The 24,435-nt window shown below is 64.0% G+C and carries 22 protein-coding genes; 1 reads left to right on the top strand and 21 read right to left on the bottom strand.

The window, feature by feature from the left end:
- Positions 1 to 16 precede the first annotated feature (16 nt).
- The 17 genes from U5A67_RS20465 to ndk all read right to left on the bottom strand — a co-directional run bounded on the left by U5A67_RS20465 (position 17) and on the right by ndk (position 19,671).
- A complete protein-coding gene (locus U5A67_RS20465) occupies positions 17 to 1,903 on the bottom strand; it encodes a potassium transporter Kup (protein WP_205981805.1) in 1,887 nt (628 codons plus the stop codon).
- A 285-nt stretch (positions 1,904 to 2,188) separates the two neighbouring features.
- Entirely contained in the window at positions 2,189 to 2,761 is a 573-nt protein-coding gene (locus U5A67_RS20460) for a phosphoribosyltransferase (protein WP_205981806.1), read from the bottom strand.
- A gap of 24 nt (positions 2,762 to 2,785) precedes the next feature.
- Positions 2,786 to 4,132, bottom strand: coding sequence for an adenylosuccinate synthase (locus U5A67_RS20455; RefSeq protein ID WP_205981808.1), 1,347 nt, complete (start codon positions 4,130 to 4,132; stop codon positions 2,786 to 2,788).
- 168 nt (positions 4,133 to 4,300) lie between these two features.
- The gene (locus tag U5A67_RS20450) at positions 4,301 to 5,455 is read right to left on the bottom strand and encodes an ATP phosphoribosyltransferase regulatory subunit (protein WP_321814503.1); all 1,155 of its coding nucleotides are present in this window, start codon (positions 5,453 to 5,455) and stop codon (positions 4,301 to 4,303) included.
- 148 nt (positions 5,456 to 5,603) lie between these two features.
- A complete protein-coding gene (locus U5A67_RS20445) occupies positions 5,604 to 5,795 on the bottom strand; it encodes a DUF2065 domain-containing protein (RefSeq protein WP_027814897.1) in 192 nt (63 codons plus the stop codon).
- A 44-nt stretch (positions 5,796 to 5,839) separates the two neighbouring features.
- Positions 5,840 to 6,739 (bottom strand): protease modulator HflC, encoded by a 900-nt coding sequence (locus U5A67_RS20440; RefSeq protein WP_321814504.1) that lies wholly within the window; start codon positions 6,737 to 6,739, stop codon positions 5,840 to 5,842.
- An 11-nt stretch (positions 6,740 to 6,750) separates the two neighbouring features.
- A complete protein-coding gene (hflK, locus tag U5A67_RS20435; RefSeq protein ID WP_321814505.1) occupies positions 6,751 to 8,259 on the bottom strand; it encodes an FtsH protease activity modulator HflK in 1,509 nt (502 codons plus the stop codon).
- Between the two features lie 92 nt (positions 8,260 to 8,351).
- Positions 8,352 to 9,539, bottom strand: coding sequence for a GTPase HflX (hflX, locus tag U5A67_RS20430; RefSeq protein ID WP_415767877.1), 1,188 nt, complete (start codon positions 9,537 to 9,539; stop codon positions 8,352 to 8,354).
- Between the two features lie 59 nt (positions 9,540 to 9,598).
- Positions 9,599 to 9,835, bottom strand: a complete 237-nt coding sequence (gene hfq, locus U5A67_RS20425) for an RNA chaperone Hfq (protein ID WP_027814901.1) — start codon at positions 9,833 to 9,835, stop codon at positions 9,599 to 9,601.
- A gap of 173 nt (positions 9,836 to 10,008) precedes the next feature.
- Positions 10,009 to 11,346 carry a ribosome biogenesis GTPase Der gene (der, locus tag U5A67_RS20420; RefSeq protein ID WP_321814506.1) on the bottom strand — a complete coding sequence of 446 codons (1,338 nt, stop codon included), beginning with the start codon at positions 11,344 to 11,346 and terminating at the stop codon, positions 10,009 to 10,011.
- A gap of 371 nt (positions 11,347 to 11,717) precedes the next feature.
- Positions 11,718 to 12,863 carry an outer membrane protein assembly factor BamB gene (gene bamB, locus U5A67_RS20415; protein WP_205981818.1) on the bottom strand — a complete coding sequence of 382 codons (1,146 nt, stop codon included), beginning with the start codon at positions 12,861 to 12,863 and terminating at the stop codon, positions 11,718 to 11,720.
- Between the two features lie 60 nt (positions 12,864 to 12,923).
- A complete protein-coding gene (locus tag U5A67_RS20410; RefSeq protein WP_205981819.1) occupies positions 12,924 to 13,553 on the bottom strand; it encodes a tetratricopeptide repeat protein in 630 nt (209 codons plus the stop codon).
- Between the two features lie 140 nt (positions 13,554 to 13,693).
- On the bottom strand, positions 13,694 to 15,031 hold the full coding sequence (gene hisS, locus U5A67_RS20405; protein ID WP_205981820.1) for a histidine--tRNA ligase: 1,338 nt from the start codon (positions 15,029 to 15,031) through the stop codon (positions 13,694 to 13,696).
- A 121-nt stretch (positions 15,032 to 15,152) separates the two neighbouring features.
- Complete coding sequence (ispG, locus tag U5A67_RS20400) at positions 15,153 to 16,472, bottom strand: flavodoxin-dependent (E)-4-hydroxy-3-methylbut-2-enyl-diphosphate synthase (protein WP_205981821.1); 1,320 nt, start codon at positions 16,470 to 16,472, stop codon at positions 15,153 to 15,155.
- 112 nt (positions 16,473 to 16,584) lie between these two features.
- A complete protein-coding gene (locus U5A67_RS20395) occupies positions 16,585 to 17,742 on the bottom strand; it encodes a helix-turn-helix domain-containing protein (protein WP_321814507.1) in 1,158 nt (385 codons plus the stop codon).
- Positions 17,743 to 17,951: 209 nt separating this feature from the next.
- A complete protein-coding gene (gene rlmN / locus U5A67_RS20390) occupies positions 17,952 to 19,112 on the bottom strand; it encodes a 23S rRNA (adenine(2503)-C(2))-methyltransferase RlmN (protein WP_321814508.1) in 1,161 nt (386 codons plus the stop codon).
- Between the two features lie 133 nt (positions 19,113 to 19,245).
- A complete protein-coding gene (ndk, locus tag U5A67_RS20385) occupies positions 19,246 to 19,671 on the bottom strand; it encodes a nucleoside-diphosphate kinase (RefSeq protein ID WP_205981824.1) in 426 nt (141 codons plus the stop codon).
- Positions 19,672 to 19,976: 305 nt separating this feature from the next.
- Here ndk and U5A67_RS20380 point away from each other — a divergent pair, with 305 nt between their 5' ends.
- Positions 19,977 to 20,675 (top strand): Bax inhibitor-1/YccA family protein, encoded by a 699-nt coding sequence (locus U5A67_RS20380; RefSeq protein WP_027814910.1) that lies wholly within the window; start codon positions 19,977 to 19,979, stop codon positions 20,673 to 20,675.
- Between the two features lie 113 nt (positions 20,676 to 20,788).
- On the opposite strand, the gene U5A67_RS20375 is transcribed toward U5A67_RS20380, so the two are convergent.
- From U5A67_RS20375 to U5A67_RS20360, 4 genes are all read right to left on the bottom strand, one after another.
- Positions 20,789 to 21,565 (bottom strand): MBL fold metallo-hydrolase, encoded by a 777-nt coding sequence (locus U5A67_RS20375; RefSeq protein ID WP_205981825.1) that lies wholly within the window; start codon positions 21,563 to 21,565, stop codon positions 20,789 to 20,791.
- Positions 21,566 to 21,572: 7 nt separating this feature from the next.
- Positions 21,573 to 22,715 carry an outer membrane protein assembly factor BamC gene (bamC, locus tag U5A67_RS20370; protein ID WP_205981826.1) on the bottom strand — a complete coding sequence of 381 codons (1,143 nt, stop codon included), beginning with the start codon at positions 22,713 to 22,715 and terminating at the stop codon, positions 21,573 to 21,575.
- A gap of 98 nt (positions 22,716 to 22,813) precedes the next feature.
- A complete protein-coding gene (gene dapA / locus U5A67_RS20365) occupies positions 22,814 to 23,719 on the bottom strand; it encodes a 4-hydroxy-tetrahydrodipicolinate synthase (RefSeq protein WP_321814509.1) in 906 nt (301 codons plus the stop codon).
- A gap of 44 nt (positions 23,720 to 23,763) precedes the next feature.
- Positions 23,764 to 24,432, bottom strand: a complete 669-nt coding sequence (locus U5A67_RS20360; RefSeq protein ID WP_321814510.1) for a class I SAM-dependent methyltransferase — start codon at positions 24,430 to 24,432, stop codon at positions 23,764 to 23,766.
- Positions 24,433 to 24,435 lie beyond the last annotated feature (3 nt).

Here is a 24,435-nt window from a genome sequence, read left to right as displayed (position 1 = left end):
GAAACCGGAGTCATCATCAAATCTCGATCTTCGTCCCCAACTCCACCACGCGATTGGCGGGGATGCTGAAGAAATCGGTCGGCTTCGCGGCGTTCTGATGCATCCACGCGAACACACGCTCGCGGAAAATCGACATGCCGGGCAACTGCGTCGGCACCACGGTTTCGCGCGCGATGAAGAACGACGTGTCCATCATTTCGAACATCAGCCCTTGCGAGCGGCCCACTTCCTCGAGCACGGCCTTCACGTCCGGCGTTTCGTTGAAACCGTAATCGGCCTTCACCAGATACAGACCGCCGCCCACATCCCGCACGTTCACGCGCTCGGCATTCGGCACGTAAGGAATGTCGCGAATCTTGAAGGTCAGGAAGAAGGTGCGTTCGTGCAGCACCTTGTTGTGCTTGAGGTTGTGCAGCAGGCTCACCGGCACGAGCGTGTCGCTGCCCGTCAGGTAGATCGCCGTGCCCGACACGCGATGCGGCGGATGCGCCAGCAGACCCTGCAGGAAAGGCATCAGCGGAATGCCGTCGGCGGCCGTGCGCTCCTTGACGATCATGCGCCCCTTGAACCAGGTCATCAGCAGGAAGAACAGCAACGCGCCGATTCCCAGCGGCAGCCAGCCCCCCTCTTCGACCTTCAGCAGATTGGCGCCGAAAAAGCCCAGATCCACGGCCAGCAACACGCTGATGATGGCCGCCACGAGCGCCTTGTTCCACTTCCATACCTTCGTCATCACGACGGCGACCAGCACCGTGGTGATCACCATCGTCGCGGTCACGGCGATACCGTAGGCGGCAGCCAGGTTGTCCGAACTCTTGAACGCCACCACGATGCACAGAATGATGAACAGCAGCATCCAGTTCACGACCGGCACATAGATCTGGCCGATGGCGAGATCGGACGTATGCAGCACCTTCATGCGCGGCACGTAGCCGAGCAGAATCGCCTGACTGGTGAGCGAATACGCGCCCGAAATCACCGCCTGCGACGCAATCACCGTAGCAACCGTCGAGAGCACGACGAGCGGCAGCAGCGCCCAGTCCGGCGCGAGCAGGAAGAACGGGTTTTCGATCGCGTGATGGTCCTGCATCAGCAGCGCGCCCTGGCCGAAGTAGTTCAGCACCAGCGAGGGCATGACGAGCGAGTACCACGCGCAGCGAATCGGCTTGGCGCCGAAGTGGCCCATATCGGCGTAGAGCGCTTCCGCGCCGGTCAGCACCAGTACCACCGAGCCGAGCACCACGTAGGCCTGCAGCAGGTGCGCGCCCATGAAGGTGAAGGCGTAATACGGATTGAACGCGGCCAGCACACCCGGCTGCTCGATGATGCGCGACACGCCGAGCACGGCGATCGTCACGAACCACAGCACCATGATCGGCCCGAACAGGCGGCCGACGAGCGAGGTGCCGTGGCGCTGAATCCAGAACAGCGCGATCAGGATCACCATGGTCAGCGGCAGGACCAGATGCGCGAGTTTCGGTGCGGCGAGCTCGAGCCCCTCGACCGCCGACATGACGGAAATCGCCGGTGTAATCACCGCGTCCCCGTAGAACATGCAGGCGCCGAAAATGCCGAGCGCCGTGAGCACCACCGCCGCCTTGCTTCTGCGGTCGAACGAGCGCATGGCCATCGCCATCAGCGCGAGCACGCCGCCTTCGCCGTTGTTGTCGGCGCGCATCACGAACAGGACGTATTTGACGCTGACGACGATCACGATCGCCCAGAACAGCAGCGAAATAACGCCGAGGATGGAAGTGTCGTTGAGAGGAATGCCGTGGGCGGGGCTGAACGCCTCTTTCAGCGAGTACAGCGGACTCGTGCCGATGTCGCCGAACACCACGCCGATGGCCGCTACGGCGAGCGAGGGTAGCGGCTGTTTTGCCACGTGCGTGTTAGTTGTCATATACGCGGAGATCCGTTTGAGGCGGAAAAAACGAGCGCTATTCTAAACCGGCTTCGGGGGCGGAACCCAGTGGGGCCGCAGCGTATGCGTTGTGACCCCGCGACGCACCGCTTTCCGGGGCAGTTTAGCATCGGCCTTTGACAGCGTCTGCCCGCCTGCGCCACATAGTGAGCGCAAGCAGGCGCCAAAGCGCGGCAAACGCCGCAGCACAAAGGCCGCGCGCAAAAAAAACGGAGCCTCGTGAGGCTCCGTTCGATGCCATGGCGGCCGCGCTACTGCTGCGACTTACTTCTGCGAATCCTGCTGGGCCTGCTGAAGGCCTCGCTTGATCCATGCGCCAAGATTGTGCGGACGTACCGTGTCCCATTCCTCGAAAGGCTGGTGAATCCACGGATTGGTCGGCAGATGCTGGACAAAGTAGTCCGGCGTCACCTTCGAGCAGCCCTTGTACCAGAGCACCGCGGAACGCACGCCGGTCACCGCCGGGTAGCGCAGCTTCAGGTGCTCCTGCACGCGAGCGAGTGTGACGCCCGAATCGACCAGATCGTCGACCAGCAGCACGTTGCCCGAGAGTTCGCCGCGCGTCATCGTGATGTACTGCGCGATGTCGAGTTCGCCCTGCTCCGTGCCCGCCGCTTCGCGGTACGAGCTGGTCGCGAGAATCGCCAGCGGCAGATCGTAGATGCGCGAGAGCTGGTCGCCCACGCGCAGACCGCCACGGGCGAGACACAGGATCTGGTCGAACTTCCAGCGCGACTCGTGAACCTTGAGCGCGAGCAGTTCGATCAGCCGGTGATACTCATCCCAGCCTACCCACAGATGCTTATCGTCGTTGCGCGGGTCCGTCATTTGAATCATCTTTTGCTTCTACCTTCTTACCACTTAGACCTTGAACGGATGACGCAGCAGGATCGTTTCGTCGCGATCCGGGCCGGTCGAAACCATGTCGATCGGCACACCAGCGACTTCCTGCACACGCGTGAGGTAGGCCTGGGCGCTCTTCGGCAGTGCGTCGAACTGCGTGACGCCGATCGTGCTTTCCTTCCAGCCTTCGAACGTTTCGTAGACCGGCTCGCACGCTGCAACCTGCGAGGCGCCGCGCGGGAGAATATCGACATCCTTGCCGTCGACCTTGTAGCCGACGCACAGCTTGACTTCCTCGAGACCGTCGAGCACGTCGAGCTTGGTGATGCACAGGCCCGTCACGCCGTTGATCTGGATCGAGCGGCGCAGCGCGGCAGCGTCGAGCCAGCCGGTGCGGCGCGGACGACCCGTGACCGAACCGAATTCCTTGCCGACCTTCGCGAGCGTGAGGCCCACTTCTTCCTGGCGATCGGCGTTATCGGCGTCGTACAGTTCGCTCGGGAACGGACCCGAACCGACGCGCGTGCAGTACGCCTTGGTGATGCCCAGAACGTAGTTCAGCTTCTGCGGACCGACGCCGGCGCCAGCCGAAGCCGCACCTGCGACGCAGTTGCTCGAGGTGACGAACGGGTACGTGCCGTGATCGATGTCGAGCAGCGTGCCTTGCGCGCCTTCGAACAGCAGATTGCTGCCTTCGTTGTTCACGTCATACAGACGACGCGAAACGTCCGTTACCATCGGCTTCAGACGGTCGGCGTACGAGAGCATCGTGTCGAGCGTCTGCTGATAGTCGACAGCCGGCGCGCCCAGATACTGCGTGAGCACGAAGTTGTGGTAGTCGAGGTTTTCGCGCAGACGTGCAGCGAAAGTTTCCGGCTCGAACAGGTCCTGCACGCGCAGACCGCGGCGTGCCACCTTGTCTTCGTAGGCCGGGCCGATACCGCGGCCGGTCGTACCGATCTTCGCAGCGCCGCGCTTCGCTTCGCGAGCCTGGTCGATGGCGATGTGGTACGGCAGGATCAGGGTGGTGGCTTCGGAGATGAAGAGGCGCTTCTGGACGTCGATGCCCGCTTCTTCGAGTTCGCCGATTTCCTTGAACAGGGCTTCGGGCGAGAGCACCACGCCGTTGCCGATGTAGCAGGCGACGCCGGCGCGCATGATGCCCGACGGGATCAGTCGGAGAATGGTCTTCTTGCCGCCGATGATGAGAGTGTGGCCGGCGTTGTGACCGCCCTGGAAACGCACCACGCCTTGCGCGTGGTCCGTCAGCCAGTCGACGATCTTGCCCTTGCCTTCATCGCCCCATTGGGTGCCCACGACGACGACATTGCGTCCCGGGGTTACATTCACTGCGCTGGCAGACATGGTGTTTCGTTAGCTGGTTAAAAACGTATTCTACCTGGGTTCGGCGGCAAGACCGCCATTTTTTCCCGAAATTCGCGGAATTTCCGTTTCCGCTCAACGGCATGCGGGTTGGCGCCCAGGGCTTACTGCACCGTTTTTGCGCCCTTCCCGCGCCATCAAGCGGACATTTCAGGCGCCGTGCGCTTCCACGACCCACACGCCGTTGCGCTCGACCAGAACGCGGTCGCAGGCGAATTCGTCCATATCGTGTTCGTGCCCCGGCAGCGCCTGGATGACGACTTCGCCGGCATCGCGCAGGGCCGCGACGGCGGCGCGCAGCGCTTCGTCGTGACGCCACGGCGCGAGCACCGCGGTGCTGCGCGCTTCCACCGGCGAAATACGCGCCACTTCGCGCAGATCGAGCGAGAAACCCGTTGCCGCACGCGCACGGCCGTAAGCCTCGCCGACCTTGTCGTAACGGCCGCCGCGGGCGACCGCGTTCGGCACGCCGTCCACATACGCCGAGAACATCACGCCGCTGTGATACGCGTAACCGCCCAGATCCGCGAGATCGAGCATCAATTCCGCGCCTTCGATTTCGCCCATCAGGAATGCGAGATCGTCGAGTGCGCGCGCGATACCCGGCAGCGCCGGCAGGCGCTTGCGCGCTTCGTCGATCACGCTGGCGTCGCCGTACAGCGAAGGCAGCGCGCGCAGTGCGTCGCGCGACACCGGCTGCAGCTTCGCCGTCAGTTCGGCCAGACGCGGCACGTCCTTTCCTGCGAGCGCTTCATACAGCGCGTCGCCGAGTGCGGCAGCGGCCGGATCGGCTTCGAAAATCGCCGCGAGCACGCCGGCGTGCGACAGATCCAGGCGCACCTTCGAGAGGCCCGCCAGACGCAGCGCGTCGAGCAGCAGTTGCTGGATTTCGAGGTCGGCTTCGAGACCGGCGTGACCGTAGATTTCGGCGCCGATCTGAATCTGCTCGCGCGTGGCGTGCAGACCGCGCGGGCGCGTATGCAGCACGTTGCCCGCGTAGCACAGGCGCGTCACGCCCTGACGGTTCAACAGATGCGCGTCGATACGCGCCACCTGCGGCGTCATGTCGGCGCGCAGACCGAGCGTGCGGCCCGAGAGCTGATCCACCAGCTTGAAGGTACGCAGATCCAGATCGCGCCCGCTGCCGACCAGCAGCGACTCGATGTACTCGAGCAGCGGCGGCATGACCATTTCGTAGCCGTAAGCGCGGAAACGGTCCAGCAGGCGGCGGCGCAGCTCTTCGATCTTGCGTGCCTCGGAAGGCAGCACGTCGGCGATATTCTCGGGAAGTAACCAGGTCGACATCGGGTGAGTCCTACAACGAAAAAGGCCGCAAAAAAGCCGCGATTCGGGCCGCGCGAGCAACGCGAGACGCGACGAAGGCGCGCGCGAACGCACCCTGCACGGGCCGGACGATAGAAACGGCGAACGCCTCGCGGCGCGCGCCTTGAATTCAGGTAGCGAGCATCAACAGCACGAGACCGAGCACCATCACGATCAACCCGCCGATCCGGATGTGATGTGGCGGCCGTTCCGCAATTCTACGGAAAGTGTCGCGCCACGCCGTCGGGAAGACGAACGGGAACATGCCCTCGATAATCAGCATCAATGCGATCGCGAGCAACAGGGAGCCGGCTATGTCCATGCGAAGAAGATGCGCCGCGCACACGCGCGGCGCCAGTGTCTCGTTTAGTGTTTGCGCGGTGCGGCGGGCGCCGACGGCGCGTCCCCGTTAGGGCTGCGCATGTAGCGGAAGAAGTCGCTCGACGAATCGACGACGACGACATCGCCCGGCTTGAAGCTCTCGCGGTACGCCTGCATGCTCTGGTAGAAGCGGTAGAAGTCTGGGTCGCGGCCATACGCCTGTGCAGCGATCGCAGCGGCCTTGCCGTCGCCGTCGCCCTTGATGGCCTGCGCCTGGCTGTACACATCCGCGACGGCGCCCTGCTGCTTGCGCTCCGCATCGTCCTTGATCTGCTGGGCTTCGGCGGCGCCCTTCGCGCGCTCGTCGGCGGCGGCCTGCTCGCGTGCGGCGCTCATGCGCTTGTAGACCACGTCGGCCACTTCGGACGGATAGTCGATGCGCGTGAGTTCGATATCGATCACGTCGATGCCGAGCGGCGCGGCGGCCGTCTTGAGTTCGTCGCGCGCGCGGGCCGCGATGGCTTCCTGCTGCGCAAGCGCGTCGACCAGCGTGACCTTCGAGAACGCGTCGGCCAGCGCATCGCGCGAAAGCGAAGCGAGCCGGTCGGCGAGCGTTTGCGGATCGCCCTTGGTCGCCGCGAACAGCTTGAGCGGCGCGCCGATGCGATAACGCACCACCGGATTCACCAGCAGCTCGCTTTTATCGGAGGTCGTGTAACGGTCCGCGTCCGGCGCGTCGAACGCCTGGATGCGGGTATCGAGGAAAGTCGTGGTCTGGAACGGCGGCGGCAGCTTCACGTGCAGACCGGGTTCGGCCAGCGAGGCCTTCGAGCCGCCCGAGGACGACACCACGGCCACATGACGCGGATCGACGACGAAAACCGCCGACGATGCCACCAGCACCACCACCACGAAGGCAACGACGAACGCAATGATCTTGTTCATGTCGGCGCCCCTTATTGCACGTCGTCTTCGCGGCCGCGCGAGCGGAACGCGTCGCGCGAACGGAAGGCATCGCTAGCCGCTTGCGCCGCATCGCTGGCCGAGGGCGCGGCTGCCGCGCCCTGCTGCTGCGAGCCTTGCTGTGAGCCTTGCTGCGCGCCCTGTTGCGGGGCTTGCTGCAGGCTTTGCGGCTGCGCGTTTGGCTGCGCGTTCGGTTGCGGATTCTGCTGCATATCGCTGCTTGCTGCCGGCGCGGATGCGGCGTTCGAATCGGCCGAACCATTCGCTGCGTTCGCCGCGGGCACGACCGCGCCCGAAGTAGCCGCCGCAGCCGCAGCACGCTGACGCGTTGCATCGACGATCTTGTCGAGCGGCAGATAAATCACGTTATTGCCCGACTTGCTGTCGACGAACACCTTCGTCGAATTCGAGTAGATGTGCTGCATCGTGTCCAGGTACATGCGCTCGCGAATCACCGCCGGCGCTTTCGCGTACTGCTCGTAGACGCTGTTGAAGCGCTGGGCGTCGCCCTGTGCCTGCGCAACCACGCGGTCGCTGTAGGCCTTGGCATCGTCGATCAGACGTGCGCCGTCGGCTTGCGCACGCGGCAGCAGCTGGTCGGCATAGGCCTGCGCATCGCGCTTTGCACGCTCGCGGTCCTGATGCGCCTTGGCTTCGTCGTCGAAAGCCGCCTGCACGCGATCGGGCGCCGCGACGCTTTGAATCGTCACGCCCACCACGCCCAGCCCGGTCTTGTACTGGTCGAGCGCGTGCTGGATCGTATCGGCGAGTTGCGCGCGGATCGGTTCGCGGTCCGCGTAGAGCAGATCGTTGGTGCTGTGCGCGCCGACGACCGCACGCACGGCAGCCTGCGCGGCCTGGCTCACGGAAAGATCGGGATCGACACTGCGGAACAGGTAGTCGGTCGGCTGCTTGACCTGGTACTGCACGATCAGGCGCACGTCGAGAATGTCGCCGTCATGCGTAATCACGGACGCATCCTTCGCGTTCGACGGACGCACCACGTTGTTACGGCCGATCTCGACACTGCGGATCTGGCCGACATTGACGACATCATGCGCCTGGAACGGGAACGGCAGGCGCCAATGCACGCCCGGACCCACCGTATGGCGATACTGGCCGAACTGCAGGACCACGCCGGCCTGACCGTCCTGAATGATGAACACGCCACTACCCACGTAGATGGCGATCAGCACGCCGAGCACGAGGCCCACGCCGATGCGCGCACCGTGGCCGTTGTCCGGTCGCGGGCCGAGGCCGCCAGGCCCCTTGCCCTTCTTGCCGAAGAACGACGACAGGCGGCGATTGAACTCGCGCCACATTTCGTCGAGATCGGGCGGGCCGTCGCCCTTGCCGCCGTTGCCGTTGTTGTTGCCGTTGTTACCTGAGGGACGCCGTTCGTCGCTACGCTGGCCATTGCCCTCGCCGCGGCCCCATCGCGGGTCGTTCAGCGAGAAAATGGCACGCGCGCGCCAGCCAGTCCGCTTGTTGTAATCGTTCACCTGTGTTCGTTCACCAGAGTAGACAGCGGGTCATGTGCGTGGAAGCGCGCCCGCGCACCACAAGGGCGACGCCGGGCGCTACCGGATTCGGTTCAGCGGCCGTGCTCGGGTTCCCTGCTGGGTTCGTGCGACAGCGGATTCCAGTCGGCGGCGGCCTGAGGCTGCGACGGCTCGCCAAGGGGTTCGGCAGTCGCGATTTCGGCGATGGCGGCGCGCAGCGCATCCAGTCCGACGCCCGTGCGCGCGCTCAAAAAGACGCGCGAAATATTACCATACTCATCCCGCTCGACCGTCCCGCCTCGGGCCGCCAGTTCGGGCACGGCGTCGATCTTGTTGATCACCAGCACCTGGCGGATCGTATCGGCGCCGATCTCGTGCAGCACCTCGTTGACCTGATCGATCTGATCGAGACGCACGGCGCTCGACGCATCGACCACGTGCAGCAGCAGATCGGCCTGCACGGTTTCCTGCAGCGTCGCACGGAAAGCGGCCACCAGCTGGTGAGGCAGTTCGCGGATGAAACCGACGGTATCGGACAGCACGATCTGGCCGACTTCATCGCCAAGCCAGACGCGCCGCGAAGTGGTATCGAGCGTGGCGAACAGCTGGTCGGCGGCGTAGGCCTGCGCTTTCGTCAGCGCATTGAAGAGCGTGGATTTGCCCGCATTCGTATAGCCGACCAGCGACACCGACATCGTGCGCGTACGTTCGCGCTGACGACGCTGCGTGCCGTGCTGACGGCGCAGCTTGGCGAGCTTGCCCTGCAGCATCTTGATGCGCTCGCCGATCAGCCGCCGGTCGGTTTCGAGCTGCGTTTCGCCAGGACCGCGCAGACCGATACCGCCTTTCTGACGCTCGAGGTGGGTCCAGGCGCGCACGAGACGCGTGGCGAGATACTGAAGCTGGGCGAGTTCGACCTGCAGCTTGCCTTCGTGGCTGCGCGCGCGTTGCGCGAAGATGTCGAGGATGAGGCTCGTGCGGTCGACCACGCGGCGGCCGAGTGCGCGCTCCAGATTACGTTGCTGGGCGGGCGACAGCGCGTGATTGAAGATGACGATTTCGATGTCGTTCGCTTCACAGGCGAGACGCAGTTCCTCGGCCTTGCCGCTGCCGATAAACATGGCGGCGTCGGGGCTCGAACGGCGTCCGGTGAGCGTGACAGCGGGAGTGGCGCCCGCGCTTTTGGCGAGCAGGCTGAGTTCTTCGAGACTGGCTTCGAAGTCGGTCTTGCCGAAGTCGATGCCGACAAGTGCGGCGTTGATCAAATTAGCTGGTATCAAAATGGAAACGGCCGGTCGCGAAGCGCCTGCGAGGCGCCCCGGACCGGCCGCGTCATGGGTCAGGACGCTTCCGAATCCGGGTGGAAATTCACCGGACGGGCCGGGACCACCGTGGAAATGGCGTGCTTGTAAACCATTTGCGTAACCGTATTACGGAGCAACACGACGTACTGGTCGAACGATTCAATGTTCCCCTGAAGCTTGATGCCGTTGACCAGGTAGATCGAAACAGGCACGTGCTCCTTGCGCAGCGCGTTCAGAAACGGGTCTTGTAACAGTTGCCCTTTGTTGCTCATAGCAAACTCCGTATTTTTTTGCAGGTTTAACTTATATTGGGGTGAAGAAAAAGAAATCCACCACCAATCGCTACACTATAGCTGATTCTCGTTACCCCGCGCCGCTAGCGGCAGCCCGGCCAGACGGCCCGGCAGCGCCATTACGCGCGGTTATGCGGGGTAGCGAACGCAGCTCAGTTCTTTTCGGTGTAGGGGTTCGTCGAAGAACGAAACTCTATGCGCAATGGAGTGCCCGTCAGCGAGAAAGTTTCCCGGAAACGATTTTCCAGATAGCGTTTGTACGTTTCCGTAATCGCATCGAGCGCGTTGCCGTGGATCACGATAATCGGCGGGTTCTGGCCCCCCTGGTGCGCGTAGCGCAGCTTCGGGCGGACCGGGCCGCGGCGGCGCGGCTGCTGGAACTCCACTGCTTCGATCAGCGCGCGCGTCAGGCGCGGCGTCGGCAGCTTGGCCATCGCGGCGGCGTAAGCGTCGTCCACCGAGCGCATCAGCGCGCCGATACCGAACTTTTCCGTCGCCGAGATGAAGTGGAACTTGGCGAAGTCGAGGAACTTCAGCTTGCGTTGCAGGTGGTGCTTGGTGCGATCGCGTGCGTGATCGTCCATGCCGTCCCACTTGTTCACGCCCACCACGAGCGCGCGGCCCTGCTCCACCACGAAGCCGGCGATATGGGCGTCCTGGTCGGAAATTTCCTGGTGCGCGTCGAGCAGCAGAATCACGACGTTGGCGTCGGCGATCGACTGCAGCGTCTTCACCACCGAGAACTTCTCGATCGCTTCGAACACCTTGCCGCGACGGCGCAAACCGGCCGTATCGATCAGCGTGTACTTCTTGCCGCCGCGTTCGAAATCGACGTAGATCGAATCGCGCGTCGTGCCCGGCATGTCGAAGGCGATCACGCGGTCTTCGCCGATCAGCGTATTGACGAGCGTGGACTTGCCCACGTTCGGACGGCCGACGATCGCGATCCTCACACCGCGCTTACCCGGATCTTCTTCCTCTTCTTCCGGACGATCGGCGTAGGCCTGGTCGAGCGCCTCGTTGATCATTTCCGTCACGCCGTCGCCGTGCGCAGCGGAAATCGCGCGCGGGTCGCCCAGACCGAGTTCGTAGAAGTCGGCGGCCACGGTGCTGTACTTCATGCCCTCGGCCTTGTTGACCACCAGGAAGATCGGACGGCCGGTCTTGCGCAGGTAATCGGCGATGTGCTTGTCCTGCGGCGCCAGACCGTTACGGCCGTCGCAGATAAACACAACGATGTCGGCTTCCTCGACAGCCTGACGCGTCTGGCGCGCCATTTCGTGCAGGATGCCGTCCTTGGCGACCGGCTCGAAACCGCCGGTGTCGACCACCAGATAGGCGCGGTCGCCCGTGCGCCCTTCGCCATAGTGGCGGTCGCGCGTGAGACCGGGCAGGTCGGCCACCAGCGCATCGCGCGAACGCGTGAGCCGGTTGAATAGCGTGGATTTCCCCACATTGGGGCGCCCAACGAGGGCGATTACGGGTTTCATCTGATCTTTTCTACAGTAAGGCGCGGTCCCGGAACGTCCGGCACGCTGCGCGGCAAGCGTCTGCTATGAGTGCCCGCAGAAGCTGCAATAGTTGCAAATTATCACGAATCGGGCCGTGCGCCCGATTGCCGGCGCGATGCCGCGACTGCCAGCCCGAAGCGACAAGTTGCGCTTCGTCGTTCGACTGGAGCACCGGAGGTAGCCGCTCCGGGCATCCGTCGTCTCATTAAGTTCGCGGGCGCTGCCTGCCCCACTTGCGCGGCGTTGGACCACTCCCCAATGCGCGCCGGAAAAACACAAGAGGCCGCCGCCCTTGGGCGCGGCCCCTCGATGCGACACCAGGCGGCTGGCCGCCCGGCGTCATCGCTCGATTAGCGCGGACGCAGACCGTACAGGTCGCCGTCCTTCGTCAGCACGACCAGCGTATTGCCAGCCAGCACCGGCGCTGCCGTAATCGGGCTGCCGTCGGTCTTCACGCGCGCAACGAAGCTGCCGTCGTCGAGCGAGAGGAAGTGCACGTAACCCTGATAATCGCCCACCGCCACGGCATGACCGAGCACGGCCGGCACGCTGACGTCGCGGTTCTTGAGCTTGTCGGTGCTCCAGGTCTGCGTGCCGGTGGCCACGCTGTAGGCCTTCACAACCGACCAGTCGTCGCCGCCCACCACCGTGGTGTCGTCCTGAGCGATGCCGCTCGTGCTCGAGAACGGCTTTTCCCACATCGGACGGCCCGAGTTGGCGTCGAAGCAGCCAAGCTGGCCCTGGAACGTGACCGCGCAAGTGGTTGCGCCAACCAGCGTGGGCGGACCGCTCACGTCGTTGATACGCTCGACTTCCGTCACGCCCTTCGGATACGACACCGGCGTTTCCCAGAAAGCGTCGCCGCTTTGCAGGTTGATCGCCGAGAACGCGCCGCCCGGGAAGCCGGCCAGTACGGCCTGGTCGCCTGCGAACGTCATGCCGGCCGACACGCGCAGGTTCAGCGGCACCGCACGGTTGCGATAGGCCCACTTCTGCTCGCCCGTCTGCGAATTGAACGCGACCACCTGGCCGTCGATCGTGCGCACGACCACGAGGCCGTTGCCGACCAGCGGCGGCGAGATGATTTCGCCCGGCGCCTTGGCTTGCCACGAGAGCTTGCCGTTCGAATCCAGCACGTAGACGTCGCCCTTCAGGCCGCCGACCGCCGTGAGGTTGCCGTCGCTGCCCACACCTGCCGACAGATCGTCCTTGAGCTTGGTGCTCCAGACTTCCTTGCCCGTTTGCGCGTCGAACTTCGCGACCGAGCCGTTCTCGCCCGCGGCGTACACGGTGTCGCCCACTGCGACCGGCGAGAACAGATAGCGGCCGGCCTTGCCGACGCTCGCCTTCCACACCTGCTGGACGTCCAGCGCCGGCTTGAACTCGGTCAGCGGCACCGGCACGCGGCGCTCGTCTTTAGTCGACGAGCAAGCCGCCAGTGCGAGAACGGTCATCGCACAGGCGACAGGCACAACGGTTCGTTTCAGCAGATTCATCGGTGAACGAAGCATGAATGAAGTTGATTGAATGGTTTTGCGATCGATGCAGGCTGCGCGTCAGCCGCCCAGTGCGTCGAGCTTGAACTGGACCAGTTGACGCTCGGAAGCATCGGTCTTCGGCAGGCTGTCGAGCGCGAGCTTGTAGGCCGCACGCGCGTCGTCGTGCTTGCCCGCTGCGGCGAGCAGGTCGCCGCGGCCGTCGGCCACGACGCCCTTGAACGGACCCGCATCCGGTTGCGGAATCAGCGCGAGGCCTTGATCGTAGGCCTTTTCGTCGAGCAGCACGGAAGCCAGACGCAGCTTCGCAACCTGACGGAATTCCTCGTCCTTGGCGTGATCGGCGGCCCATTGCAGTTGCGCCTTCGCACCGGCCGTGTCACCCGCCGTATAGAGCGACTTCGCCACCGTGAGCGCGCTCATCTGCGCGTACGCGGTGCCGCCGAAACGGTCTTCCATGTCGGTTGCAATGCGCGTGAGCAGCGCCTTGTCATTACCGGTCGCCGCCTGCTGCACCTGGTCGTAGAGCACTGCCGCTTCCGCAGCCTGACGGCGCTGCCAGAAGTTCCAGCCATTCCACGCGGCGAGCGCGAGCAGAACGATCAGCACGAGCCACGTGGTCGCATTGCCCCACTGCGTCCACCAGGCCTTGAAACTCTCGATCGATTCCTGTTCGTCGTGGTAACTCATCGCGTCGCGATTCCTCGATTATTTTTTGAAGCCTGTTTTCGGGCGCGCTACTGAGTCCATGCACAGGTCCATGCAGGACGAAGCGGCGCGCCACAAAGCCGGTCAAACAGCCGGACTACGCGTCCGGCCCAAGCGCCCGATCAATCCTCGCCGTCTTCGGCGGATGCAACCATCGCATTGATCAGATATTCGGTCAAGTCCTCAAAGGCTACCGTTTGTTGCTCGCTGCGGGCTTCCGCCGCCTGGCCGCGCAGCGCCTTTACGCCGGCCACGCCCTTCGCGACTTCGTCCTCGCCGAGCACCACGGCAAACGCTGCGCCGCTGGCATCCGCACGCTTCATCTGCGACTTGAAGCTCGCTGCCTGGCCATCTGCGCTGCAGTGGAGAATGACGTCGAGGCCCGTATCGCGCAGACGCTCCGAGACGATGAAAGCCTGCTCGCGCGCGGCTTCGCCCTGATGCACGACGTACACGTCGCAGCCTTCGGCTTCCGGCACGAGGTTCTCTTCCTTGAGCAGTTCGAGAATGCGCTCGATGCCCATCGCCCAGCCGCACGCTGCCGTCGGCTTGCCGCCCAGTTGCTCGATCAGCGGATCGTAACGGCCGCCGGCCGCGACCGTACCCTGCGCGCCGAGCTTGTCCGTCACCCACTCGAACACGGTCAGATTGTAATAATCGAGACCGCGCACCAGACGCGGGTTGATCTTGAACGGGATATTGTTCGACTTCAGGATGCGCTGCAGGCCTTCGAAGTGCGCCTTCGATTCCTCGCCGAGGAAGTCGATGAGCTTCGGCGCCTTGTCGGCCATGTCCTGCAGCGCCGGATTCTTCGTGTCGAGCACGCGCAGCGGGTTCGTGTAAAGGCGGCGCTTGCCGTCTTCATCGAGCAGATCGACGTGCTGTTCGAGATACTTGATGAGTTCGACGCGGTGCGCCGCGCGCTCTTCCGCGAGACCCAGCGAGTTGATTTCCAGCTTGATACCGGTCAGACCGAGATCGTCCCAGAGACGCTGGCACATCAGAATGATTTCCGCGTCCGCATCGGGACCCGCGAAGCCGAGCGCTTCCACGCCCACCTGATGGAACTGGCGATAACGGCCGCGCTGCGGACGCTCGTGACGGAACATCGGGCCGATGTACCACAGACGCTTCGGGCCGTCGTAGAGCATGTTGTGCTCGATCGACGCACGCACGACCGCCGCGGTGTTTTCCGGGCGCATCGTGAGGTGCTCGCCGTTCAGCGCATCGGTGAAGCTGTACATCTCTTTTTCGACGATGTCGGTGACTTCGCCGATACCGCGCGTGAAGAGCTGCGTGTGCTCGACGATCGGCGTGCGGATGTTCTGGTATCCGTACGAACGGAGCATGGACTTCACGGTCGTTTCGAAGAAGTCCCACAGCCCTGCATCCTGCGGCAGGATGTCGTTCATGCCCTTCACGCCGGTGAGCTTCTGCGGCTTGCTTTTCTGTTCAGTCATTGCGATGCGAAAGTGTCGTTGCGAGTGCGCGGCGTATCCATTCCCGCCGCGCTGCTCGATGTTCGATGTTCGGGTGTCCGTAGCAAGTGCGCGCGGGACGTCATGCCCCGCGCCGCCGCGATCAGGCCGTCGCTTCGGCCTTGCCGTACTTGCGTGCGACGTAGTCGCTCACGATCTGCTGGAACTCTTCGGCGATACGCTCGCCGCGCAGCGTCTTGACCTTTTCGCCGTCGATAAAGACCGGCGCGGCCGGGTTCTCGCCCGAGCCCGGCAGGCTGATGCCGATGTTTGCGTGCTTCGATTCACCCGGACCGTTGACGATACAGCCCATCACGGCAACGTTCATGGTTTCGACGCCCGGATACGAATCGCGCCACACCGGCATCTGCGCGCGCAGATAGCCCTGGATTTGCGAAGCGAGTTCCTGGAACAGCGTGCTGGTCGTGCGACCGCAGCCCGGGCAGGCGATGACCATCGGCGTGAACGAACGCAGGCCCATCGTTTGCAGGATTTCCTGGCCGACCACCACTTCACCCGTGCGTGCACCACCCGGCTCCGGCGTGAGCGAGATGCGGATGGTGTCGCCGATGCCTTGCTGCAGCAGCACCGACAGCGCCGCCGTCGAGGCGACGATGCCCTTCGAGCCCATGCCCGCTTCGGTCAGACCCAGGTGCAGCGCGAAGTCGCAGCGCTTCGCCAGCTGCTGGTACACGGCGATCAGATCCTGCACGCCGCTGACCTTGCACGACAGAATGATCTTGTCGCGGCTCAGGCCGAGTTCGACCGCGCGTTCCGCCGAGCCGATGGCCGACTGGATCAGCGCTTCGTACATCACGCTCTGCGCTTCCCACGGCACGCTGCGCGCCGCGTTTTCGTCCATCATGCGCGCGAGCAGATCCTGATCCAGGCTCCCCCAATTCACGCCGATACGCACCGGCTTGTCGTACTTGATGGCCGCTTCGATCATCTGCGCGTACTGCGTGTCGCGCTTGGCGCCCTGGCCTACGTTGCCCGGGTTGATACGGTACTTCGACAGCGCTTCCGCGCACGCGGGGTGATCGCGCAGCAGCAGGTGGCCGTTGTAGTGGAAGTCGCCGACCAGCGGCACCATCACGCCCATGCGGTCGAGCTGGTCGCGCACGTGCGGCACGGCGGCGGCCGCTTCCGGCGTGTTGACCGTGATACGCACGAGTTCCGAACCGGCCTGCGCGAGTTCCTTGATCTGGATCGCAGTGCCGATGGCGTCGGCGGTATCGGTATTGGTCATCGACTGCACGCGCACCGGCGCGTCGCCGCCGATCGTCACCAGCTGACCACCCCAGCGCACATGGACGGCGTGCGACTTGCGGCGCGGCGCGTGGCCGCCAAGGATCGGTTCGTTGGACACGATCTGACTGTTGCTGGTCAGGGATTGCGGTTCGCTTTGCATCGAAAAACCCATTTACACCTCGCGCGCGCCACCGTTCACAACGAACGGCTACGCTGCACGAATTGAAAAAGCGTCGCGGCCGGCAAAAAACTATTCGCCGGCCGCGACGCGTGCCATGTCTCTATCAGGGCAGCACGAAACGCGCGACATTGCCGCGCGCCGACGCGTATTTCGCCGCGTCGACCGGCTGACCGTCGATGGTCATCGACTCGATGCCGGCCTTGTTGCCCACTGTTACCTTCAGCGGTCCTACACCGGTGATCTCACGGGCGTCGCTGCCGTGGACCAGGCCGGAGAAGACCTCTTTGCCATCTTTCTGCCGCACGCTGACCCAGGTGTCCTGCGTCACGCGAATAGCGAACGTCGAGGTGTCGCCCGCTGCCGCCACCGGCGCCGAAGCGCCCTGCGCGGCTGCCGGCGCGCTCGCTGCAACCTGCGCTTGTGTCTGGGCCGCTGCGCTCGCCACCTTCGGCGCGACTGCCGTATTCGCTGCCGGCGTTGCGCTGGCCGGTGCAGCAGGCGCAACCTGCGCCGCCTGCGGCGCGCTGGCCGTGTTCTGATCGGTCGTACCGGCCTGATCGTTCGCTGCAGCGGCGGCTTGCGTTGCCTGTTCTTCGTTTTGCGCGTCCGATGCGCCAGCCGTTTGCCCTGCCGTCTGTCCTTCGGCGACCGTCGCCGACGAAGCCGCGGAATCGCCGCTGGCCGTGCTGCTGCCCACGCCGTTCGCCATCGACTTGATACGCGCGAACCACGCCGACGAATCGCCGCTGTTCGTGTGCCACATGCCGATGAGCACCACCGCAATAACGACGATCGCCACGCCCCACAGCCACGACGCACGGCGACGCGGCGCACGCACGCCGCTACCGCCCAGCGACAGCGAGACACGGCCGCGCGGCAGATCCGCACCGGCCGAAGCCGGCATCGACAGATCCTGTTGCGCCTCGCCGCGCTCGCGACGCAGCGCCTGGGTGAACGGCGCGGGATCGGCGCCGAGCAGCTTCGCGTAAGCGCGCACGACGCCCATTGCGAACGTGGCGTCAGGCAGATGGCTGATATCGCCCGCCTCGAGTTCACGCAACTTCGACACCGCCACCTTCAGGCGCGCCGAAACGTCCTCGACCGACCAGCCCTTGGCTTCGCGCAGCTGCGCGAGACGCGCACCCACCGCACCGAGCGTCTCAGGCACGGCCTGCACCGGCGACGGAGCGCCAGAAGGCGCCGAACGGCCTGCGTTCGTCTCTGTCCCGTCGGTCCCGAAAGGGTGCTGCGGCTCGCTCATCCCAAAGTCCTTGCGTCGATTCTTTTTAACCTGCAACCAGCGGGCGCACCGCGCCCCGTCCCGATTCGCAGACCGTTTATAACAAAATGCGCGGCATCTGTGCCGCATACGATCGCTTCTGCAACGTTTCTATCAAACTGCCGGCAGCGCTGCGTATCCCCCCGCGCAAGCGCACCGGTTTTGGCTCGCGCTATGGCGAGCCGGACCGCTTAATGCTGAACCGGCCTGACTTCGATGACTTTCTGACCCGCGCGCTGCGTACGTTCAGCCAGACGCGTGCGGTCCTTCACTTCGCCTGCCAGCTGGCCGCAGGCTGCGTCGATGTCGTCGCCGCGCGTCTTGCGGATGGTCGTGACCACGCCTGCGTCCATCAAAATCTGCGAGAAACGCTTGATCTGCTCGTTTTTCGAACGCAGCAGACCCGATTCCGGGAACGGATTGAACGGGATCAGGTTGAACTTGCACGGTACGTCACGCGTCACGGCGAGCAGCTGGCGTGCGTGCTCTTCCGTGTCGTTGACGCCGTCGAGCATGCAGTACTCGAACGTGATGAAATCGCGCGGCGCCACTTTCAGATAGCGCTGGCACGCGGCCATCAGCTCGCGCAGCGGGTACTTGCGGTTCAGCGGCACGAGTTCGTCGCGCAGCGCATCATTGGGCGCGTGCAACGAGACGGCGAGCGCCACCGGCAGATCTGCGCCGAGACGGTCCATCATCGGCACCACGCCGGAAGTCGACAGCGTCACGCGGCGGCGCGACAGGCCGTAGGCGTTGTCGTCGAGCATCAGGCGCATGGCGGGCACGACCGCGTCGTAATTGAGCAGCGGCTCGCCCATGCCCATCATCACAACGTTGGTAATGACGCGCTCACCCTTGCCGTCGCCGCCATTGGCGCGACCGCCCGCCTCGCCCAGCGACGCGCGCTGGGCGAATTCCGCCATGCGCAGCTGGCCGATGATCTCGGCGGTGGTGAGATTGCGGGAAAAACCCTGCTTGCCGGTCGAACAGAACCGACAATTGACCGCGCATCCCGCCTGCGACGACACGCATAGCGTGCCACGCGTTTCTTCGGGGATGAACACGGTTTCGACCGCGTTGCCATTGCCGACGTCCACGAGCCATTTGCGCGTGCCGTCGGAGGAAACGTTGTCGGAAATAATGTCGGGCATGCCGATGACGGCACGCCCTTTGAGCTTCTCGCGCAATGATTTCGCCAGATCCGTCATGCCGTCGAAGTCGGCGGCATTGTATTGATGGATCCAGCGTTGAAGCTGTTTGGCGCGAAACGGCTTCTCGCCCAGGCTTTCGCAATAAGCGACGAGCCCTTGGGCGTCGAGATCGAGAAGGTTGACGGTGGAACTACTCGTCATATCGAATCCTGCCATTTCAGTGCGAGAGCGCGTTCACCGCCAGTTTCAGGAGAACCCGGCGCCGCACGGTGAACGACATCGCCGTTCGCGACCCTATGCTACTGTGAACTGCTGCTTACCGCGCGTTGATGAATTAACGCGAGTAAACGTTGACTTCGGGGAAGAAGAACGCGATTTCAACGCGTGCCGTTTCCGCTGCGTCCGAACCGTGAACTGCGTTTGCGTCGATGCTGTCTGCGAAGTCAGCGCGGATCGTGCCCTTTTCTGCCTTCTTCGGGTCGGTTGCGCCCATCAGATCGCGGTGCTTCAGGATGGCGTTTTCGCCTTCCAGCGCCTGGATCACGACCGGACCCGAGATCATGAATTCAACGAGGTCCTTGAAGAACGGACGCTCTGCGTGAACAGCATAGAACTTCTCTGCGTCAGCGCGCGAGAGGTGGACCATGCGCGAAGCAACGATCTTCAGGCCAGCGTTTTCGAAGCGGCTGTAGATCTGACCGATCACGTTCTTTGCCACTGCGTCCGGCTTGATAATCGACAGGGTGCGTTCGATCGCCATAAAAACTCCAGAAAATTAAGAGGTTACAGGTCCAAATGAATCCGCAATTGTAGCATGTTCCCATGTATGATTGCGATTGAACCCTGTTAGGCCGGATAACCAGCCAAAGACAAGCGCAAAAGCGCGCAAGAGCCGCGCCGCCGGGGCTTTCAGCGGGGTTTAAGAATCCCGGCATACGCTCCCTCACGATAGCCCAAACTGTGTGGCAACCCGTTGAAACTCTGGAGCGCCGCGCATATCTTACGAGGAGTGGCGCACGCATCTGCCGGTCGCCGCTAACCACGCGTCTCACGCAAGGAGAAAGCATGAACGAGTATCCCTATAACTTCGGCCGTGGCGGCAGCGTCACCTCGGCGGAGACCCGCAACCGCGTACTGCGCAACACCTACTGGCTGCTCGCGCTGTCGATGGTGCCGACGGTGCTCGGCGCGTGGGTAGGCGTCACTACGGGCTTCTCGCTTTTCGCCGCCACCAGCCCCGCCATGAGCCTGCTCGCGTTCTTCGCGATCGCTTTCGGCTTCATGTTCGCCATCGAGCGCACGAAGAACAGCTCGGTCGGCGTGTTCGTGCTGCTCGGCTTCACGTTCTTCATGGGCCTGATGCTCTCGCGCCTGCTGTCGTTCATCCTCGGCTTTTCGAACGGCCCGTCGCTCATCATGCTCGCTTTCGGTGGCACCGGCGTGATTTTCGCCGCAATGGCCACCATCGCCACGGTCAGCAAGCGCGATTTTTCGGGCCTCGGCAAATGGCTGTTCATGGGCGTGATCGTGATCCTGCTCGCCAGCGTCGCGAACATCTTCCTGCATCTGCCCGCGCTGATGCTCACGGTGTCCGTGATGGCGATCGTGATCTTCTCGGCGTACATGCTGTTCGACGTGCAGCGCGTCGTGAACGGCGGCGAGACGAACTACATCTCGGCCACGCTCGCGATCTACCTGGATCTGTACAACGTCTTCACGAACCTGCTGGCGATCCTCGGCATCTTCGGCGGCAATCGTAACTAAAGCTTGAAGGGCCGGATCGCACCCGATTCGGCCCCGCAAACAAAAAGCCCATGACTCAGGTCATGGGCTTTTTTTCGTGCTGCGATTCGAGCATCTGGAGGATCGTCGTGGCGTTACAGCGAAATCCAGTCGAATCCTTCGGCCTGCGATGCCACCCCGATTTCCGTGGCGGCGTTGCCCAGCACGTCCATCATGGCTGATCGCGCCAGTTCCGGCGTGTTGTTCTGCTGGCTCAAATGCGCGGCGATCAGGTGGCGCAACTTCGATCGGTCGAGCGCAGCAAGGATCTCGCCCGCCGCGTCATTGTTCAAATGCCCATAAGCGCCGCTGATGCGCGCCTTCAACGAAGCCGGATATCGGCTCGTCGCCAGCATGTCGAGGTCGTGATTGAATTCGAGCACGAGCGCTTCGCAGCCGCTCAACACCGCGTTGATATGCGGCGTCGATTCACCCACGTCCGTCAGCACGCCCAGCCGGCTCGCGCCATCGTTGAACACGAACTGCAGTGGCTCGCGTGCATCGTGCGGCACCGTATAAGGCAGCACGCCAAGCTCACCGATCTCGACCGCTTCGTCGCCCCACAGCACATTGAGTTCGACACCCGCCGCCTCGTCGGCGCCGACTGCGCGCGCCGTCCCCCAACTCGTATAGAGCGGGATCGACCAGCGGCGCGCAAGTGTCAGCGCGCTGCCGATGTGGTCGCTGTGTTCGTGGGTGATGAGAATCGCGCTCAGGGTATCGGCGGCGAGGCCCGCTCGCGCGAGCCGCCGCTCCACTTCCTTCGCGGAAAAACCGCAGTCCAGCAGCACGCGCGTAGGCGTCGTGCCGCTGCCTGCTTCTACGACCAGTGCGTTGCCTTCGCTACCACTGCCGAGGCTCGCAAACCGCACGGCCGGATCAGTTCAGTTGCGCGTGCAGCGCGGTGACGATGCGCTGTGCGTCCGACGACGTATCGACCTGACCGCTCTGGTTGAGCACGGCCACCTGGGTTTGCGAATCGCTCTTCGCGCGCACCGAAACGAGGAATTCCGGACCCTGGTTCTTCGCGTCCTTCTTCGGGTTGTAGAACAGCTTGCCGAACAGACCGTCGCCCTTGAGTTCCTGCATCGAATCCGCGTAGCGCACGTAGTAGATGCCCTTTTCGCGGTCGCGGTTATCGACCGTGAAGTTGGTGCGGTCGAGCGCAAGGCCCACGCGCAGCCAGGCGCTATCGAACGATTCCGGCAGATCGAGCGTCGTACCGTCCGCGCCCGCCGCCACCTTGGCAGCCGACGACGACGGACGTGCATCGGTCAGCAGTTGCTTCGACTGCGCGTCGGTCAGGCCGAACTTCTGCATGATCTTGGCGAGGAACGCAGCTTCGAGAGCCGGATCGCGCGGACGCTCGACCCACTTCGAACCGGTCTTGTCCTGCCCCGTCAGCACTTCTTCCATCGCGCTATGCGTGACGGAGATGTCGGTCTGGCCGTCCGCGCCGCGCGTCACCAGCGTGCGGAAACGGTCACGCGTGCCCGACGAGTACGCGAAGTCGATCACGCGGCCGATCGTGCGACGGAACCAGTCGTCCGGAATGTTGGCGCGGTTTTCGGCCCAGTCCGTGGTCATGATGCCGGTGGCGGCCGAATCGGTCGTCAGCGTAAAGCCGCTTTCCGACCAGAATTCCTGCAGTTGCGGCCAGACGTCGTCCGGCGTGCGGCCGTCGATCACGAGCCAGCGGTGATCGCCGTCACGCTCGACGTGCATGCCGAGCGGGTCTTTCGTGTCCGGCACGCCCAGCGTGGCGTTGCCCGCCTTCGTGACGGTGCGCTGGGCGCTGCCGCCGAGCGTCAGCGTCGGCGCGGGGGCGACGTACTTCTGGCCGCCGGGCGCAGCCGACAGATCCTGCGGCACAGCCAGCGGCGGTGCGCTCGGCGTGTCCTTGTAGTTGACGCGATCCGACGCGAACATGTCGTTCAGCGACTCGCAACCTGCGAGCGAGCCGACTGCGAGCGCCAGCACCGCCATGCGGGTTGCGTGGAGGGAAAGAGCGGAACGTTTCATGTGGACCTTCGTAATACGGGAACGCTAAGCCTTGATCTGCCAGAAGTCTGTCAGCGTATGGGCGATGGCGACGTCGATTGAAAATGCGGCGAATCGGCTCAGCCGATCAGACCGGCCTCGCGCAGCGCCGAGCGCACCACGTCGTGGTAACGCGCGTCGAGCGGCGTGAGCGGCAGACGGATACCGCCTTGGATGCGGCCCAGCTCCTGCAGCGCCCACTTCACCGGAATCGGGTTCGATTCGATGAACAGGTTCTTGTGCAGCGACAGGAGATTCAGGTGAATCTCACGCGCCGTCTTCACGTCGCCGGCGATGGCGGCCTTGCACAGATCGCTCATCTGACGCGGTGCGACGTTCGCGGTCACCGAAATATTGCCGTGGCCGCCCAGCAGCATCAGCGCGATCGCCGTGGGATCATCGCCGCTGAAAATCTTGAAGCCTTCCGGCGCGTGCTTGATCAGGTGCGCGGCGCGGTCGATATTGCCCGTCGCTTCCTTGACGCCGACGATGCCCGGCACCTGTGCAAGGCGCAGGATCGTCTCGTTCGTCATATCGGCGACGGTGCGGCCCGGCACGTTGTACAGGATCACCGGCAGATCGACCGCTTCGGCGATCTTCGAGAAGTGCAGGTACTGACCCTCTTGCGTGGGCTTGTTGTAGTACGGCACGACCTGCAGCGAAGCCTGCGCGCCGACGGCCTTCGCGTGCTTCGTCAGTTCGATGGCTTCGGCGGTGGAGTTGCCGCCCGCGCCCGCGATGATCGGCATGCGGCCTGCGGCGTGTTCGACGGCCGTCTGGACCATCAGGATGTGTTCTTCGACGTCCAGCGTAGCGGATTCACCGCTCGTGCCGACGACGACGAGGGCATCCGTCCCCTCTTCCACGTGCCAGTCGATCAGTTTGCGGAAAGCCGGCAGATCGAGACTGCCGTCTTCGTGCATGGGGGTGACGATCGCGGGAATGCTGCCGCCAAGCTTGATGCCGTCCTGAGTGCCGTTAGCCATGAAACGTCAAGGAAATGAGTACGTTAAACCGCGATTGTAGCGGATTAGATGGTCAGAACGTAACGCGATACGGGTTGTACCTGAGTCGCCTGTATATGACCGGGTATTTCTGCCGGCTGAACCGCTGACTGCGTTGCGCCTGGAAGCGCCGGTTTTTCCGCTTCGGCGTGGGCTTCGCGCACGGCGCAGATGCGCTGCACGAAGGCCTCGCGCGGATGCTGGAGAAAACCGTCCTGATAGGCGATCACACGCAAAGTGGGCATGCAGACCGCCAGCAACTCGCCGGGCGCCAGCAGGAACGCCGGGTTAGACGGCTTGCCGACGGTTTCGTTGCCTTGCGCGAAAGTTTCGTAAATCAGCACGCCGCCCGGCGCCAGCGCATCGAGCAGGCGCGGCATCAAGGGACGATGCAGATAATTGGTGACAACGATCGCGGCGAAGCGCGCATCGGCGGCCAGCGGCCAGGGTGCGCCTTCGAGGTCGCACTCTAATGTGCCGATGCCGGGTACGTCGCGCAGGGTGGCCAGCGCAGCCGGATCGCGATCGAGCGCCGCGACCGGGTGCCCGCGCTGCGCGAGCCAGCGCGCGTGGCGCCCGGCCCCGCAAGCCAGATCGAGCACGGTGCCGCCCGGCGCGATCAGGTGCGCCCACTGGCGCACCCAGTCCGATGGCTCACCCAGCCCGTGCAGCGTCTGGGTTGCGTGCATCGTCATCGC

Source organism: Paraburkholderia sp. J69-1 (assembly GCF_905220255.1).
In the GTDB taxonomy this organism is placed as follows: domain Bacteria; phylum Pseudomonadota; class Gammaproteobacteria; order Burkholderiales; family Burkholderiaceae; genus Paraburkholderia.
The sequence above is the reverse complement of the archived record's forward strand: the minus strand, read 5'-3'. Positions and strand labels throughout refer to the sequence as shown.

Excerpts from the sequence above, each read along its gene's own strand:
- U5A67_RS20360 (WP_321814510.1), bottom strand. The coding sequence starts at position 24,432 with ATGACGATGCACGCAACCCAGACGCTGCACGGGCTGGGTGAGCCATCG.
- U5A67_RS20410 (WP_205981819.1), bottom strand. The coding sequence starts at position 13,553 with ATGAGTTACCACGACGAACAGGAATCGATCGAGAGTTTCAAGGCCTGG.
- der (WP_321814506.1), bottom strand. The coding sequence starts at position 11,346 with ATGAAACCCGTAATCGCCCTCGTTGGGCGCCCCAATGTGGGGAAATCC.
- U5A67_RS20445 (WP_027814897.1), bottom strand. The coding sequence starts at position 5,795 with ATGGACATAGCCGGCTCCCTGTTGCTCGCGATCGCATTGATGCTGATT.
- ispG (WP_205981821.1), bottom strand. The coding sequence starts at position 16,472 with ATGGGTTTTTCGATGCAAAGCGAACCGCAATCCCTGACCAGCAACAGT.
- hfq (WP_027814901.1), bottom strand. The coding sequence starts at position 9,835 with ATGAGCAACAAAGGGCAACTGTTACAAGACCCGTTTCTGAACGCGCTG.
- U5A67_RS20455 (WP_205981808.1), bottom strand. The coding sequence starts at position 4,132 with ATGTCTGCCAGCGCAGTGAATGTAACCCCGGGACGCAATGTCGTCGTC.
- U5A67_RS20465 (WP_205981805.1), bottom strand. The coding sequence starts at position 1,903 with ATGACAACTAACACGCACGTGGCAAAACAGCCGCTACCCTCGCTCGCC.
- U5A67_RS20460 (WP_205981806.1), bottom strand. The coding sequence starts at position 2,761 with ATGATTCAAATGACGGACCCGCGCAACGACGATAAGCATCTGTGGGTA.
- ndk (WP_205981824.1), bottom strand. The coding sequence starts at position 19,671 with ATGGCGATCGAACGCACCCTGTCGATTATCAAGCCGGACGCAGTGGCA.
- hisS (WP_205981820.1), bottom strand. The coding sequence starts at position 15,031 with ATGACTGAACAGAAAAGCAAGCCGCAGAAGCTCACCGGCGTGAAGGGC.
- U5A67_RS20380 (WP_027814910.1), top strand. The coding sequence starts at position 19,977 with ATGAACGAGTATCCCTATAACTTCGGCCGTGGCGGCAGCGTCACCTCG.
- U5A67_RS20395 (WP_321814507.1), bottom strand. The coding sequence starts at position 17,742 with ATGAGCGAGCCGCAGCACCCTTTCGGGACCGACGGGACAGAGACGAAC.
- rlmN (WP_321814508.1), bottom strand. The coding sequence starts at position 19,112 with ATGACGAGTAGTTCCACCGTCAACCTTCTCGATCTCGACGCCCAAGGG.
- U5A67_RS20440 (WP_321814504.1), bottom strand. The coding sequence starts at position 6,739 with ATGAACAAGATCATTGCGTTCGTCGTTGCCTTCGTGGTGGTGGTGCTG.
- bamC (WP_205981826.1), bottom strand. The coding sequence starts at position 22,715 with ATGAAACGTTCCGCTCTTTCCCTCCACGCAACCCGCATGGCGGTGCTG.
- bamB (WP_205981818.1), bottom strand. The coding sequence starts at position 12,863 with ATGAATCTGCTGAAACGAACCGTTGTGCCTGTCGCCTGTGCGATGACC.
- dapA (WP_321814509.1), bottom strand. The coding sequence starts at position 23,719 with ATGGCTAACGGCACTCAGGACGGCATCAAGCTTGGCGGCAGCATTCCC.
- U5A67_RS20450 (WP_321814503.1), bottom strand. The coding sequence starts at position 5,455 with ATGTCGACCTGGTTACTTCCCGAGAATATCGCCGACGTGCTGCCTTCC.